The following is a 14,395-nucleotide window of genomic DNA, read 5'->3' as shown; positions in this document are numbered from 1 at the left end:
TATGCCCTCGCCCCTGAGCAAACCCCTGGCACCTTCCTGGGTCAATCGATTCAAGGAACAAAGCCTGGAGCGTGGGCGCCGATACGCGTTGGAAAACCGCGTCAGGATCGTCGAAGCCGGCGACAGCACGATCATTGCCAGTTGCGAAGGCTCCGGTGGCAGCGTTTATCGTCAGACCATTCGTCTCAAGGAGTCAGCCAAGGGCACGTTGGTCCTGCTTGAAGCGGCGTGCTCCTGTCCGGTGCGCATCAATTGCAAGCATTGCGCGGCGGTGCTGCTGCAAGTCCAGGAAACCCTGGCCTACCCTGCCGCTGAAAAAGACGCCCAGATGCTGGAAAAACTCCAGGCGGTGCTGGACAGCCGCAGCCCCAAGGCGCCGCCGCAGGTCTTGGTGGACAACGTGCAACCGGTGCCTCGCCTGTGGCTGGCGAGCATTGAATTCAGCGCCTTCGAGCCGCGCAACGGCAAGATGCAGCGCTACATCCAGCACCGCGCCGCGCTGTCGTTCAGTTACCTGGACGAATACGTCAGCGGCCAGCGCAACACCGACGTACTGATTCGCCAGGAAACCCAGACGCTGCGGATAAAACGCCACACCGATGTGGAACAGTCCTACCGCGAACAACTGCGAATCCTCGGTTTCAAAATCGCGACCCGACAAAGCAAAGCCTTGCCGGAGAGCGCAGGCGAACTGTACGAAATGGTCAACGACAGTGCCTGGCTGACCTTTACCCTCAACGACCTGCCGAAACTGCGCACCCAGGGCTGGGAATTGCAGATCGATGAGGATTTCGGCTTCGACCTGACGGCGGTGGACGAATGGTACGCAACGGTCGAGGAAACGCCTGAGCGGGACTGGTTCGACCTGGAGCTGGGGATCATCGTCAACGGCGAGCGACTGAGCCTGCTGCCGATCCTGTTGAACCTGATGCGCTCGCACATCGAGCTGTTCAACCCGGAACGCCTGGCCAGGCGCCGCGATGACGAACTCATCCTGGTCAACTTGCCGCACCGTCCCAACTCGGAATTCGGCCCGCAGCAAGTGGCCCTGCCCTACGGGCGGTTGAAACCGGTGCTGGCGACCCTCGGCGAGTTCTACCTGCAAGAGCCCGGCACCACTAAGCTTCGGCTCAACAGCGCCGACGCCCTGCGCCTGAACCCGTTGCAGGACATGCCGCTGCGCTGGGAAGGTGGCGAACACATACGCAGCCTCGCCCAACGCCTGCGCGACATCAAGGACTACACCGCCACCGCCCCGAAGGGCTTGAATGCAACGCTGCGCCCCTACCAGCTCGAAGGCCTGAGCTGGATGCAGTCGCTACGGCAATTGGAGGTGGGCGGCATCCTGGCGGACGACATGGGCCTGGGTAAAACCCTACAGACCCTGGCGCACATTCTCAGCGAAAAACACGCAGGCCGCCTGGACCGCCCGTGCATGGTGGTGATGCCGACAAGCCTGATTCCGAACTGGCTCGATGAAGCATCGCATTTCACCCCGCAGCTCAAGGTGCTGGCCCTGTACGGTGCCGGGCGCAAGAAACACTTCGAGCGCCTGGCCGATTACGATCTGATCCTGACCACTTATGCGCTGCTGCCAAAGGACGTCGAACGCCTCAAGGCACAGCCGCTGCACGTACTGATCCTCGACGAAGCCCAGTACATCAAGAACCCCACCAGCAAAGCCGCCCAGGCCGCTCGCGAACTGGATGCCCGGCAACGGCTGTGCCTGTCCGGAACGCCATTGGAAAACCACTTGGGTGAACTCTGGTCGTTGTTTCATTTCCTGTTGCCGGGCTGGCTCGGCGACATCAAAAGCTTCAACCGCGACTACCGCGTGCCGATCGAAAAGCGCGGCAGCGACGTACGATTGCAACACCTCAACGGTCGGATAAAACCTTTCTTGCTGCGCCGCACCAAGGAACAAGTCGCGACCGAACTGCCGCCCAAGACCGAGATCATCCATTGGGTCGAACTCAGCGACGCCCAGCGGGACGTCTACGAGACCATGCGCCTGGCCATGGACAAGAAAGTGCGCGACGAGATCACCCGCAAAGGCGTGGCGCGCAGCCAGATCATCATCCTCGAGGCACTGCTGAAGCTACGCCAGGTGTGCTGCGACCTGCGCCTGATCAGCGATGCCGCCCTGCCGGCCCGAGGCAGCAGCTCGGGCAAGCTCGACAGCCTGATGGAAATGCTCGAGGAATTGTTTGAAGAAGGCCGGCGGGTGCTGCTGTTTTCACAGTTCACCTCGATGCTGGCGCTGATCGAAGAAGAACTGAAAAAGCGCGGCGTGGAATACGCCATCCTGACCGGCCAGACCAGGGACCGTCGCACACCGGTGAAGGAATTCCAGAGCGGCAAGCGTCAGATCTTTCTGATCAGTCTGAAAGCCGGTGGCGTAGGCTTGAACCTGACAGAAGCCGACACGGTGATTCACTACGATCCGTGGTGGAACCCCGCCACCGAAAACCAGGCCACCGACCGCGCCTATCGCATTGGTCAGGAAAAACCTGTTTTCGTGTACAAACTGATTGCCCGCGGCACGGTGGAAGAAAAGATCCAACTGCTGCAGAAAGAGAAATCCGACCTGGCGGCTGGCGTGCTGGACGGACGCGTGGCGGGAGATTGGAAATTGCAGAATGAAGACATCGAGGCGCTATTCGCGCCGTTGCCGGACAAGCTGGAGAAGCGCTAAAACCGTTTTCGTGTGGGAGCGAGCCTGCTCGCGAAGAGGCCGCCAGCCTTCAACATTCTCGCGAGCTGAGCCGCCGCCTTCGCGAGCAGGCTCGCTCCCAACTATTCCCCGGACTGTTTTAGCCCGCCATCAACACCCGCGCCAAGGTCGACTTCACTTTGCCCATTCCGTCATGCAAAGCCTGCTCGATCTCAGCCATGGTGATCACCGCAGTGGACTTGCCCGCCGCCGGATTCACTACTAGCGCCAGACAGGCGTAGTCCAACTCCAGCTCACGCGCCAGCGCCGCCTCCGGCATGCCTGTCATGCCGACGATATCGCAGCCATCGCGTTCCAGACGGGCAATCTCGGCCACGGTTTCCAGGCGCGGCCCCTGGGTGCAGGCGTAGACGCCGTGGCTGCTATAAGCGCAGCCTTCGGCGGCCAGGGCCGCAATCAATTGCTGGCGCAGCGATTCGCTGTAGGGATAGCTGAAGTCGATGTGGGTCACCGCCTCCAGGTCATCGGCGAAATACGTATGCTCGCGACCGCTGGTGTAATCGATCAACTGGTGGGGCACGCAAAAATGCCCAGTGCCCATCGCGGCGTGGATCCCGCCCACCGCGTTGACCGCCAGGATGGCTTCGGCACCGGCCTGCTTCAGGGCCCAGAGGTTGGCGCGATAGTTCACCTGGTGCGGCGGAAAACGGTGAGGATGACCATGACGCGCCAGGAACAGCACCTCGCGCCCGGCGTACTCGCCAATCTGCACGTCGGCCGATGGCGCGCCGTAGGGCGTCTCTACCGCGAGGGACTGGCGGATGGTCAAGCCTTCCAGCTGGGTCAGGCCGGTGCCGCCGATAATTGCGTAAACGGTCATACAAACGTCCTTAATCAATCAGTTGGGCGGCTTTCAACGCGCCGATGGCTGTCAACCAGCGTGGATCCTGGCGGTACTCGGTACTCGCATAGGCCTGGCCACGCATGCGGGCGATCCGCGCCGATGGCTTGACCTTCAAGCGCTGGGCAGCGCCCAAGGCCAATTCGGCCGCCGCGCGGTCGTTGCACACCAGGCCCATGTCACAACCGGCCGTCAGCGCGGCCTCGATGCGGTTGGCGGCATCGCCGACCACATGGGCGCCGGCCATGGAAAGATCATCACTGAAGATCACGCCATCGAACCGCAACTCGCCCCGCAGGATGTCTTGCAGCCAACGGCGGGAGAAGCCTGCCGGGCTGGCGTCCACCTGAGGATAAATGACGTGGGCCGGCATCACGGCCGCCAGTTGCTTGCCCAGCTTGGCAAACGGCACCAGGTCATGGGCGCGGATCTGTTCGAGACTGCGCTCGTCAGTAGGAATGGCAACGTGGGAGTCTGCCTCGGCCCAGCCGTGCCCAGGAAAATGCTTGCCTGTAGCCGCCATCCCCGCTGCGTTCATGCCACGAATGAAGGCTCCGGCCAACAATGCGGCACGCTCGGGATCACCTTCAAAGGAGCGGCTGCCGACCACGGCACTGCGCTGGTAATCGAGGTCCAGCACCGGGGCGAAACTCAAATCGAGACCGACCGCCAGCACTTCGGTCGCCATGATCCAGCCGCACTGTTCGGCGAGATATTCGGCGTTCGGGTTGTCGGCGATGGCCCGCATTGCCGGCAGGCGCACGAAACCCTGGCGCAGCCGCTGGACCCGCCCGCCTTCCTGGTCAACCGCCAGCAACAGGTCTGGGCGAATGGCGCGGATCGCCGCGCTCAGCTCGCGCACCTGGCGCGGGTGTTCGATGTTGCGAGCAAAAATGATCAAGCCACCCACTTCGGGTTGGCGCAACAGATGGCGATCCTCGGCCGTCAGCCAGGTACCGGCGACGTCGACCATCAACGAGCCTTGCAGGCCAGCGGTCATAGCAATTCCTTAATAACGATGGGCGCCCACGGCGACGCCTGCACGACGACACCGCCAGGCTGCATGCCCGGCAATTCGCGCATCGGCGATGAAAATTGAAACGAACTTGAAAGGAGAATCGGCATGGGCGGCTAGCTTAGCGGATGTAGCCAGCCACGCCCACCCGTCTGCTATGCCTTGGCGAGCGCCGGAGCCGACTTGCTGCGAGGACGCAATTGCGCTGCCGCCATTGCCTCGTCGGTGACACCGCTTTCGGCGCGCATGCCGGCGGCCAGGAAAGGCACCATCAGGCGCATCACTTGCTCGATCGACGTGTTCACACCGAAATCGGTTTCCGCGATGGCTCGCAGAGCCTTGATGCCGGACATGCTGAACGCCGCCGCACCGAGCATGAAATGCACGCGCCAGAACAACTCGATCGGTGGTATGCGCGGCGCAGCCTCATTGACCAGCAGCATGTAGCGGCGGAACACCTTGCCGTACATGTCTTCCAGGTAACGTCGCAGGTGGCCTTGGCTCTGGCTGAACGCCAAGCCCAGCAGGCGCATGAAAATAGACAGGTCGTTGCCGCTGCGTGGCTGAACCACGAGCGCCTGTTCGACCAGGATTTCAAGCAGTTCTTCCAGGGTTGGCTTGACGTCAGGCTTGGCCTGGCGTCGCTCCAGCTCGCGATCGAGACTCAGGCAGAACGGGCCGAGGAACCGAGAGAAAACGGCTTGGATCAGGGCTTTTTTCGAGCCGAAGTGATAATTGACCGCCGCCAGGTTTACCCCGGCCTTGCTGGTAATCAGACGCAAAGAGGTTTCAGCGAAACCTTTTTCCGCGAACAACTGCTCGGCAGCATCGAGAATGCGTTCAACGGTTTCCGACTGGGCCATGGCTACTCCGCCTGACAAACACTTGTTTGAAACATACGTTTCAGCCCTCGCGTTGTCAAGTCTGCCGGGACGTTTTGCGAACGACCGGTCAGCTATTTAACCACACCTTGCGCAGGCTGTAGCCATGCCTGTCCGAGCGGCCAAGCCAACCGTCTGGCGGCCTGCTGAAAAAGGATGATTGCCAAGCGCCGTTCACTGTATATAATCCCAGTCACTGTATAAAAAGACAGAGCGATCGATATGCTAAAGCTGACGCCACGCCAAGCAGAGATTCTGGCCTTCATCAAACGCTGCCTAGAAGACAACGGCTATCCGCCGACCCGTGCGGAAATCGCCCAGGAACTGGGCTTCAAGTCGCCCAACGCGGCCGAAGAGCACCTCAAGGCGTTGGCCCGCAAGGGTGCGATCGAAATGACGCCGGGAGCATCGCGCGGCATTCGCATCCCGGGCTTCGAAGCCAAGGCTGACGAAACCACACTGCCGATCATTGGTCGTGTAGCGGCCGGCGCTCCAATCCTCGCCCAGCAACACGTCGAGGAATCCTGCAACATCAATCCTTCCTTCTTCCATCCGAGAGCCGACTACCTCCTGCGCGTGCATGGCATGAGCATGAAGGACATCGGCATTTTTGACGGTGACCTGCTGGCTGTCCATACCACCCGCGAAGCCCGCAACGGCCAGGTCGTGGTAGCTCGAATCGGCGACGAAGTCACCGTCAAGCGCTTCAAGCGCGATGGCAGCAAGGTCTGGCTGATTGCCGAAAACCCGGAGTTCGCCCCCATCGAAGTGGACCTGAAAGATCAGGATCTTGTCATCGAAGGCTTGAGCGTTGGCGTCATTCGCCGCTAAAGGAGGCTTTATGCAATTTCCTCACACACCACAACACACACAACTTCCGCTGTTCGAGGCTTTCATGGCCCAACCGCTGGCTCCAGTCCTGAAAGAGGTCATCGAGTCGCCTTGGGGCGTCGAGCCCGAGGCGTTCAGCGAACTGTCGTTGCGTGGGGCGGCGGGGAATTGCCTGAACCTGCTGGCTCCGATCCTGAGGGAACTGAGCCAGGACCAGGATGCTCGCTGGTTGACGTTGATTGCGCCGCCTGCCAGCGTTACCCAGGCCTGGCTACGGGACGCGGGGCTTAATCGCGAGCGAATCCTGTTATTGCAACCTCGCGGCAGCCAGAGCGCGCAGCAATTAACCTGCGAAGCGTTACGCCTGGGTCGTAGCCATACGGTGGTTAGCTGGCTCAATCCACTGACTGCGACCGCTCGTCAGCAATTGATCAGCGCCGCTCGTACCGGGGACGCGCAGAGCCTGAACATTCGATTGGGCTAAGACAAACGCAGGGCTTCTCCAGGACAGAGAAGCCGGGTTGGTAAATCGACTTCAAAAAGCCGACAAACGGGGTCAATGAAGAACCCGTGGCCCCTCTTCCTTGCTGAATTCGCCTTCAACCAAGCGGCCCGCCATTTGCACGCCCACGCTAAGCATCGCCTTGGCGACTTCAACGTGCTGGCCTTGCAGGAACACCTTGGCATCTTCGGAAAAGTTCAGGGTAACCAGAGAACCCTCGTCTTCAGCCCTGCGCAGCTCGATGCGGCCGTCAGGAAGTTCGACGATTTCTAGAAAGGACGTTGGCATAAAAGTCTGTTCTCCACGAAAGGCGGGAATTATATAGTCATCGGTCAGGCTTCGCTCGGGATCTTGACCAAGTGTCGTTAGCGAACATTGCAAGCCGAGTGAAAACTCAGCATTCATTCAGCCCCTCTCGAAAGCGAATTGCCAGGCTTTTCAGGTTCTGGCGCCAGCTTTCCAGCTCCTCCCGGCTCAACGGCTGTTCGGACTCTTGTTCATCAAGATTGACCGCCATGATCAACGGCTGGGTCACGTCCCCCTTTGGCTGGCGAGGGGCCCGTGGTGGCTGGAACAGTGCCGCATGGGCCGCCAGCAGCTTGGCCAGCCAGGTTTCCGGGTTCTGGGCCAGCTCGACCATCTCAGCCAGTTCGGGGATCGCAACGGTTTCCAGCACCTCACGCGTCAACATCAGCTCGGCGCGCGAAGCACTTGCCTGGGGCAAGCGATAGAAACCGGCGATTTCATGGCAAAGACCCAACAGCGCGCCATACAGGTGAAACAGCACTGACTCACGCCCCGCCTGGATCAGCGCCGGGGAATTCATGGTGCGCCCCTCCTCGGCCCTGGCGAGCGCTTCAAGCGATAGGCCGGCGAAATAAATCTTCTGGTTGGTGCGGGTATAGAGTTCGTGGGCCATGGCGGCATTCTCCCCAACGAAATAAAAGCGTCACGCAGGTGCGACAGTGTCGTGGATGAACCAAAGCCACTGCAAGCCAAAAACAAGAAGGCCGCATGAAAACCTACGGGTTGTCATGCGGCCTTTTACTTGCCTGCAATTGCAAGGGACCGCTACGGCGTCCAACGGGAGCAAGCTCCCTCGCCATAAAACCCCTTACATCGCTCAGTCAGCGCTTGTCTTCAACGGTCCATTTACCGCCGTCGTAATACGCCTTCCAGCCGGTAGGCTTGCCGTCGACCTCGGTCTGCACATATTGCTCCTTGGTCTTGCGGCTGTAGCGAATCACTGCGGGGCGGCCGTCCGGATCCTTCTGCGGTGCGTCGCAGAGGAAATGATACTTCGGATCGATCTCGTCCTTGTGCGGCAGGATTTCAATCACCAACGGTGCCCGAGTCTCACGATTCTTCGGGAATTGGCTGGCGGCCAGGAACAGACCGGATGCACCGTCGCGCAGGATGTAGGTGTCGTTGACCTTCTCGCACTTGAGTTCGGGCATCTTCACCGGATCCATCTTCGGCGGCGCCGCGTCACCGCTCTTGAGCAGCTTGCGGGTGTTCTTGCAGGTCGGGTTGGTGCAGCCGAAGAACTTGCCGAAACGGCCGGTCTTAAGCTGCATCTCGCTGCCGCACTTATCACATTCCAGGCTCGGGCCTTCATAGCCCTTGATGCGATAAGTGCCCTCCTCGATCTCGTAGCCGGCGCAATCCGGATTGTTACCGCAGATGTGCAACTTGCGCTTTTCATCCAACAGGTAAGCATCCATCGCCGTGCTGCAGATCGGGCAACGGTGCTTGCCGCGCAGGACCAGGGATTCCGACTCACCCTCATCGTCCGCAGCGATTTCGTCACCCGGCACGAGGTTGACCGTCGCCTTGCAGCGCTCCTTCGGCGGCAGGCTGTAGCCCGAGCAACCGAGGAACACGCCGGTCGAGGCGGTACGGATCTGCATCGGGCGACCGCAGGTCAGGCACGGAATATCGGTCATGACCGGCTGGTTGGCACGCATGCCATCGTCCGGACTTTCGGCCACTTCGAGTTTTTTCTTGAAGTCGCCGTAGAACTCGTCGAGCACATTCTTCCAGTCCCGCTCGCCCTGGGCCACATCGTCCAGGTTCTCTTCCATGCCCGCGGTGAAACCGTAGTCCATCAGGTTCGAGAAGCTTTCGGAGAGACGCTCGGTAACGATGTCCCCCATCTTCTCCGAATAGAAACGACGGTTGTGCAACGTCACGTAGCCGCGATCCTGGATGGTGGAAATGATCGCAGCGTAGGTCGAAGGACGACCGATGCCACGTTTTTCCATTTCCTTGACCAGGCTGGCTTCCGAGTATCGTGCTGGCGGCTTGGTGAAGTGCTGCGTCGGATCCACCTTGATCAGCTTCATCACGTCGCCCTGGGCCATGTCCGGCAGGACATCGTCATCGCCTGGCTTGGTGATTTGCGGCATGACGCGGGTGTAACCGTCGAACTTCAGGATGCGGCCTTTGGCGCGCAGCTCGAAGTCGCCAGCACCGACGCTGACGGTGGTCGACAGGTATTGCGCTGGCAGCATCTGGCAGGCCAGGAACTGGCGCCAGATCAGCTCGTAGAGACGCTCGGCGTCGCGCTCCATGCCCGACAGCTTGCTTGGCTCGGTATTGGCATCGGATGGACGAATCGCTTCGTGAGCCTCCTGCGCGCCTTCCTTGCTGCTGTAGACGTTCGGCGTGTCCGGCAGGTATTTCTTGCCGAACTCGCTTTCTATATAAGTGCGCGCCATCGCCACGGCATCGGCCGAGAGGTTGGTCGAGTCGGTACGCATGTACGTGATGTAGCCCGCTTCGTACAGACGCTGGGCCATCATCATGGTTTTCTTCACACCGAAGCCCAGGCGGTTGCTAGCGGCCTGCTGCAAGGTGGAAGTAATGAACGGTGCGGAAGGCTTGCTGCTGGTCGGCTTGTCTTCGCGCTTGACGATGCTGTAGCTCGAAGCCTTGAGTTTCTCCAGCGCCGCCATGGCCTGGGCTTCGTTGAGCGGCTTGAAGGCTTCGCCTTTCTCGCGGGCCACTTCGAAGCGCACGGTAGCGCCCTTGGCGGTGCCGAGATCAGCGTGGACTTCCCAATACTCCTCTGGAATGAACGCGCGGATTTCCCGCTCGCGCTCCACCACCAGCTTCACCGCAACCGACTGCACGCGACCGGCCGACAGGCCGCGGGCGATCTTGGCCCACAACAAGGGCGAGACCATGTAGCCCACGACGCGGTCAAGGAAGCGACGCGCCTGTTGGGCGTTGACCCGATCGATGTCCAGCTCGCCGGGCTGGGAGAAGGCTTCCTGGATGGCCTTCTTGGTGATTTCGTTGAACACCACGCGCTTGTAGCGGCTGTCATCCCCACCGATGGCTTCGCGCAGGTGCCAGGCAATGGCTTCCCCTTCGCGGTCCAAGTCCGTCGCGAGATAGATGGTGTCGGCATCCTTGGCGAGCCGACGCAGTTCTTCGATGACCTTTTCCTTGCCTGGGAGGATCTCGTACTTGGCTTTCCAGCCATGTTCCGGATCGACCCCCATGCGCGAGACCAGCTGCTTGCGCGCCTTGTCTTTCGGCGACAGCGCCGGCGCTTCACCAGCGGCCGCCTTGCCGCGCTTGGCGGCAGGCTCCTTGCTGGCGCTAGCCGAACCGCTGGTGGGCAGGTCTCGGATATGGCCGATACTCGACTTCACCACGTATTGGTTGCCCAGATACTTGTTGATGGTCTTGGCCTTAGCCGGGGATTCCACAATGACCAGCGATTTGCCCATGGATCAGAAAATTCCTGAATTCTAAAAAGTGAAAGGCGGTTGGCGCCTGACGCGGCACCGCTATATATAGTGGCTGCAAGGTGAGGTCAAGGGCGGGGTCTCCCCCAGGTCGGCCTCAAGGCTTGGAAAAAATGCTCTCCTCGGCCTGCACCAAAGCAAAGCGTGGCACCTGTTCGCCGTCAACCTCGACCGACTCCTGGAACATGCTCAAGGGACGCACCCAAAAGCCGTAATCGCCATACAGGGCTTGATAGAAGACCACTTCTTCCTCGGTCTCGGAATGCCGCGCGATGCTGAAAACGCGGTACTGCGGACCTTTGTAATGTTGGTAGAGCCCAGGTTGTATCGGCATGCGTTGGCCCTCACTCAAATTTTTTCAAAATAAAAACAAAATCTTTTTTACTAAACCCGAAAAACAAAAACCGGGGCACTTGGCCCCGGCTTCCATCAACGCAACGCTTAGACGCGTTCGAAGACAGTGGCGATGCCCTGGCCGAGGCCAATGCACATGGTGGACACCCCAAGCGTGCCGCCGTTCTGCTTCATGACGTTGAGCAGCGTGCCGGAGATACGCGCGCCGGAGCAACCGAACGGGTGACCCAGGGCGATCGCGCCGCCGTGCAGGTTAACCTTCTCGTTCATCTTGTCGAGCACTTTCAAATCTTTCAGCACGGGCAAGGCCTGTGCGGCGAAAGCTTCGTTGAGCTCGAAGAAGTCGATATCGGTAATGCTCAGCCCCGCACGCTTCAAGGCTTTCTGCGTGGCCGGTACTGGACCATAGCCCATGATCGCTGGATCCACACCCGCGACAGCCATCGAACGAATCACTGCCATCGGCTGGATGCCCAGGTCCTGGGCACGCTGGGCCGACATCACGATCATGCACGAGGCACCGTCGGTGATCTGCGACGAAGTACCCGCCGTCACGGTGCCGCCCTTGGGGTTGAAGGCCGGCTTCAAGGTCGCCAGGCTTTCCAGGGTGGTCTCCGGACGAATGGTTTCGTCGTAGTCGAACAGCTTCAGGAAGCCGTTCTCGTCGTAACCCTGCATCGGGATGATTTCATCCTTGAACTTGCCTTCCACGGTCGCCTTGTGGGCGAGTTGGTGGGAGCGCACGCCAAAGGCGTCCTGCTGTTCGCGGGTAATGCCATGCATCTTGCCAAGCATTTCCGCGGTCAGGCCCATCATGCCCGAGGCTTTTGCCGCGTACAGCGACATGTGCGGGTTCGGATCGACACCGTGCATCATGCTCACGTGGCCCATGTGCTCGACACCGCCGACGACGAATACGTCGCCGTTGCCGGTCATGATCGCCTGGGCGGCAGTGTGCAGCGCGCTCATGGACGAACCGCACAGGCGGCTGACGGTCTGGCCAGCGGCGGTGTGAGGGATCTGGGTCATCAGCGAAGCCATGCGGGCGATGTTCCAGCCCTGCTCCAGGGTCTGGTTCACACAGCCCCAGATCACGTCCTCGACCTCGTTGGGGTCGACCTTGACGTTGCGTTCCAGCAGTTTGCTGATCAGGTGCGCCGACATGTCTTCGGCGCGGGTATTGCGGTGCATGCCGCCCTTGGAGCGGCCCATCGGCGTACGACCGAAGTCGACAATCACGACGTCTCTAGGATTCAAGCTCATAAATGTTCTCTCGCTCTAGTCGTTGGGCGCTTAACCGAAGAAGCTCTGGCCGTTCTTGGCCATTTCACGCAGCTTCGCGGTCGGGTGGTAGAGCGCGCCCAGATCAGCGTACTGGTCAGCCAGGGCAACGAACTCGGCCACACCGATCGAATCGATGTAGCGCAGCGCACCGCCACGGAATGGAGGGAAACCGATGCCGTAGACCAGACCCATGTCGGCCTCGGCGGCGGTTTCGACGATGCCATCTTCCAGGCAACGCACGGTTTCCAGGCACAGCGGGATCATCATCCAGTTGATGATGTCCTCGTCGGTGACTTCGCGCTGCTCGTAGACGATCGGCTTGAGCACTTCCAGCACCGACGAGTCGGCGACTTTCTTTTGCTTGCCGCGCTTGTCGGTCTCATAGGCGTAGAAGCCCTTGCCATTCTTCTGGCCCAGGCGCTTGGCTTCGTAGAGCACGTCGACGGCCGAACGGCGGTCGTCCTTCATGCGGTCCGGGAAGCCTTCGGCCATGACATCGCGACCGTGGTGGCCGGTGTCGATGCCGACCACGTCCATCAGGTACGCCGGGCCCATCGGCCAGCCGAATTTTTCCATGATCTTGTCGATGCGCACGAAGTCCACGCCGGCACTGACCAACTTGGCAAAACCGCCGAAATACGGGAACAGCACGCGGTTGACCAGGAAGCCCGGGCAGTCGTTGACGACGATCGGGTTCTTGCCCATTTTCTTGGCGTAGGCCACGGTGGTGGCGATCGCCAGTTCGCTCGATTTTTCGCCACGGATGACTTCCACCAGCGGCATCATGTGCACCGGGTTGAAGAAGTGCATGCCGACGAAGTTTTCCGGACGCTTGAGGGCCTTGGCCAACAGCGAAATGGAAATGGTCGAGGTGTTCGAGGCGAGGATGGTGTCCTCTTTGACTTTGTCTTCGACTTCAGCCAGTACCGCTTGCTTGACCTTCGGGTTCTCGACAACGGCTTCGACCACCAGGTCGACATGGCCGAAATCGCCGTAGGACAGCGTAGGACGAATGCCGTTGAGCACTTCAGCCATTTTCGCGGCGGTCATGCGGCCTTTGTCGACGCGGCCGACCAGCAGCTTGGCAGCTTCCGCCAGGCCTTGCTCGATGCCGTGTTCGTTGATGTCCTTCATCAGGATCGGCGTGCCTTTTGACGCCGACTGGTAGGCGATACCGCCACCCATGATGCCGGCGCCGAGCACGGCGGCCTGCTTCACGTCGCGGGCGATTTCGTCATAGGCCTTGGCCTTTTTCTTCAGTTCCTGGTCATTGAGGAACAGACCGATCAGGCTCTGCGCGGCGGAGGTCTTGGCCAGTTTCACGAAGCCGGCGGCTTCGACTTCCAAGGCCTTGTCGCGACCAAAGTTCGCGGCTTTCTGGATGGTCTTGATCGCTTCGACCGGCGCCGGGTAGTTCGGGCCCGCCTGACCGGCTACGAAACCCTTGGCGGTTTCGAAGGCCATCATTTGTTCAATGGCGTTGAGCTTGAGTTTTTCAAGCTTCGGCTGGCGCTTGGCCTTGTAGTCGAACTCACCGCTGATGGCGCGCTTGACAGTCTCAAGCGCCGCTTCCTGGAGCTTGCCTGGTTCAACCACGGCGTCTACGGCACCGACCTTCAGCGCGTCTTCGGCACGGTTTTCCTTGCCGGCGGCAATCCACTCGATGGCGTTGTCGGCACCAATCAGGCGCGGCAGGCGCACGGTACCGCCAAAGCCTGGGTAGATGCCCAGCTTGACTTCCGGCAGGCCGATCTTGGCCGTGGTGGACATGACACGGTAATCCGCCGCCAGGCACATTTCCAGGCCGCCACCCAGGGCGATGCCATTGATGGCCACGACGGTCGGTACGTTGAGGTCTTCGAAGTCGCTGAAGATACGGTTCGCTTCGAGGTTGCCAGCGATCAGTTCGGCATCGGGCAGCTTGAAGTTGTCGACGAATTCGGTGATGTCGGCGCCGACGATGAACACGTCCTTGCCACTGCTGACGATCACACCCTTGATCGAAGCATCTGCCTTGATAGTGTCCACGGCCTGACGCAATTCATTCAGGGTTAGACGGTTGAACTTGTTGACGGACTCACCCTTGAGGTCGAATTTCAATTCGACGATGCCACTTTCAAGAGCCTTAACCGTGATGGCTTTACCTTCGTAAATCATCAACTGATCTCCACGATATGGAAGCTGAACAGTACACG

At 60.2% G+C, this 14,395-nt stretch carries 12 protein-coding genes; 3 read left to right on the top strand and 9 right to left on the bottom strand.

What is annotated here, in order from left to right:
• Nucleotide 1 precedes the first annotated feature (1 nt).
• Complete coding sequence (locus JMN22_RS11050; RefSeq protein ID WP_198797744.1) at nt 2–2,695, top strand: DEAD/DEAH box helicase; 2,694 nt, start codon at nt 2–4, stop codon at nt 2,693–2,695.
• 118 nt (nt 2,696–2,813) lie between these two features.
• Here JMN22_RS11050 and JMN22_RS11045 read toward each other — a convergent pair whose 3' ends face one another.
• The 3 genes from JMN22_RS11045 to JMN22_RS11035 all read right to left on the bottom strand — a co-directional run bounded on the left by JMN22_RS11045 (nt 2,814) and on the right by JMN22_RS11035 (nt 5,453).
• Nucleotides 2,814–3,554: an S-methyl-5'-thioinosine phosphorylase gene (locus tag JMN22_RS11045; RefSeq protein ID WP_198797745.1), complete on the bottom strand. Its 741-nt coding sequence runs from the start codon at nt 3,552–3,554 to the stop codon at nt 2,814–2,816.
• A gap of 10 nt (nt 3,555–3,564) precedes the next feature.
• Nucleotides 3,565–4,563, bottom strand: coding sequence for a beta-N-acetylhexosaminidase (gene nagZ, locus JMN22_RS11040; RefSeq protein ID WP_187293324.1), 999 nt, complete (start codon nt 4,561–4,563; stop codon nt 3,565–3,567).
• Between the two features lie 182 nt (nt 4,564–4,745).
• Nucleotides 4,746–5,453, bottom strand: coding sequence for a TetR/AcrR family transcriptional regulator (locus JMN22_RS11035; RefSeq protein WP_198797746.1), 708 nt, complete (start codon nt 5,451–5,453; stop codon nt 4,746–4,748).
• Nucleotides 5,454–5,693: 240 nt separating this feature from the next.
• Between JMN22_RS11035 and lexA the strand changes: the two genes are divergently transcribed.
• Nucleotides 5,694–6,302, top strand: coding sequence for a transcriptional repressor LexA (lexA, locus tag JMN22_RS11030; RefSeq protein WP_030139954.1), 609 nt, complete (start codon nt 5,694–5,696; stop codon nt 6,300–6,302).
• 10 nt (nt 6,303–6,312) lie between these two features.
• Nucleotides 6,313–6,786, top strand: a complete 474-nt coding sequence (sulA, locus tag JMN22_RS11025; protein WP_030139953.1) for an SOS-induced cell division inhibitor SulA — start codon at nt 6,313–6,315, stop codon at nt 6,784–6,786.
• Between the two features lie 72 nt (nt 6,787–6,858).
• Here the strand turns inward: sulA and JMN22_RS11020 are convergent, their stop codons facing one another.
• The 6 genes from JMN22_RS11020 to fadB all read right to left on the bottom strand — a co-directional run bounded on the left by JMN22_RS11020 (nt 6,859) and on the right by fadB (nt 14,357).
• A complete protein-coding gene (locus JMN22_RS11020; protein ID WP_122568400.1) occupies nt 6,859–7,092 on the bottom strand; it encodes a hypothetical protein in 234 nt (77 codons plus the stop codon).
• Between the two features lie 106 nt (nt 7,093–7,198).
• Complete coding sequence (locus JMN22_RS11015) at nt 7,199–7,723, bottom strand: DUF6586 family protein (RefSeq protein WP_030139951.1); 525 nt, start codon at nt 7,721–7,723, stop codon at nt 7,199–7,201.
• A gap of 208 nt (nt 7,724–7,931) precedes the next feature.
• Nucleotides 7,932–10,544, bottom strand: coding sequence for a type I DNA topoisomerase (topA, locus tag JMN22_RS11010; RefSeq protein ID WP_030139950.1), 2,613 nt, complete (start codon nt 10,542–10,544; stop codon nt 7,932–7,934).
• Between the two features lie 115 nt (nt 10,545–10,659).
• Nucleotides 10,660–10,896, bottom strand: coding sequence for a DUF1653 domain-containing protein (locus JMN22_RS11005; RefSeq protein WP_025212748.1), 237 nt, complete (start codon nt 10,894–10,896; stop codon nt 10,660–10,662).
• 107 nt (nt 10,897–11,003) lie between these two features.
• Nucleotides 11,004–12,179, bottom strand: a complete 1,176-nt coding sequence (gene fadA, locus JMN22_RS11000) for an acetyl-CoA C-acyltransferase FadA (RefSeq protein ID WP_198797747.1) — start codon at nt 12,177–12,179, stop codon at nt 11,004–11,006.
• A 30-nt stretch (nt 12,180–12,209) separates the two neighbouring features.
• On the bottom strand, nt 12,210–14,357 hold the full coding sequence (fadB, locus tag JMN22_RS10995) for a fatty acid oxidation complex subunit alpha FadB (protein ID WP_030139948.1): 2,148 nt from the start codon (nt 14,355–14,357) through the stop codon (nt 12,210–12,212).
• Nucleotides 14,358–14,395 lie beyond the last annotated feature (38 nt).

The organism is Pseudomonas sp. HB05, assembly GCF_016756915.1.
Taxonomy (GTDB): Bacteria; Pseudomonadota; Gammaproteobacteria; order Pseudomonadales; family Pseudomonadaceae; genus Aquipseudomonas; species Aquipseudomonas alvandae.
Note: the sequence above shows the minus strand (reverse complement) of the source record. Positions and strands in the feature narration are given on the sequence as shown.

What these genes read in the sequence shown, in the direction of transcription:
- topA (WP_030139950.1), bottom strand. Translation starts at nt 10,544, where the DNA reads ATGGGCAAATCGCTGGTCATTGTGGAATCCCCGGCTAAGGCCAAGACC.
- JMN22_RS11035 (WP_198797746.1), bottom strand. Translation starts at nt 5,453, where the DNA reads ATGGCCCAGTCGGAAACCGTTGAACGCATTCTCGATGCTGCCGAGCAG.
- JMN22_RS11050 (WP_198797744.1), top strand. Translation starts at nt 2, where the DNA reads ATGCCCTCGCCCCTGAGCAAACCCCTGGCACCTTCCTGGGTCAATCGA.
- fadA (WP_198797747.1), bottom strand. Translation starts at nt 12,179, where the DNA reads ATGAGCTTGAATCCTAGAGACGTCGTGATTGTCGACTTCGGTCGTACG.
- lexA (WP_030139954.1), top strand. Translation starts at nt 5,694, where the DNA reads ATGCTAAAGCTGACGCCACGCCAAGCAGAGATTCTGGCCTTCATCAAA.
- sulA (WP_030139953.1), top strand. Translation starts at nt 6,313, where the DNA reads ATGCAATTTCCTCACACACCACAACACACACAACTTCCGCTGTTCGAG.
- JMN22_RS11045 (WP_198797745.1), bottom strand. Translation starts at nt 3,554, where the DNA reads ATGACCGTTTACGCAATTATCGGCGGCACCGGCCTGACCCAGCTGGAA.
- JMN22_RS11005 (WP_025212748.1), bottom strand. Translation starts at nt 10,896, where the DNA reads ATGCCGATACAACCTGGGCTCTACCAACATTACAAAGGTCCGCAGTAC.
- fadB (WP_030139948.1), bottom strand. Translation starts at nt 14,357, where the DNA reads ATGATTTACGAAGGTAAAGCCATCACGGTTAAGGCTCTTGAAAGTGGC.
- JMN22_RS11020 (WP_122568400.1), bottom strand. Translation starts at nt 7,092, where the DNA reads ATGCCAACGTCCTTTCTAGAAATCGTCGAACTTCCTGACGGCCGCATC.
- JMN22_RS11015 (WP_030139951.1), bottom strand. Translation starts at nt 7,723, where the DNA reads ATGGCCCACGAACTCTATACCCGCACCAACCAGAAGATTTATTTCGCC.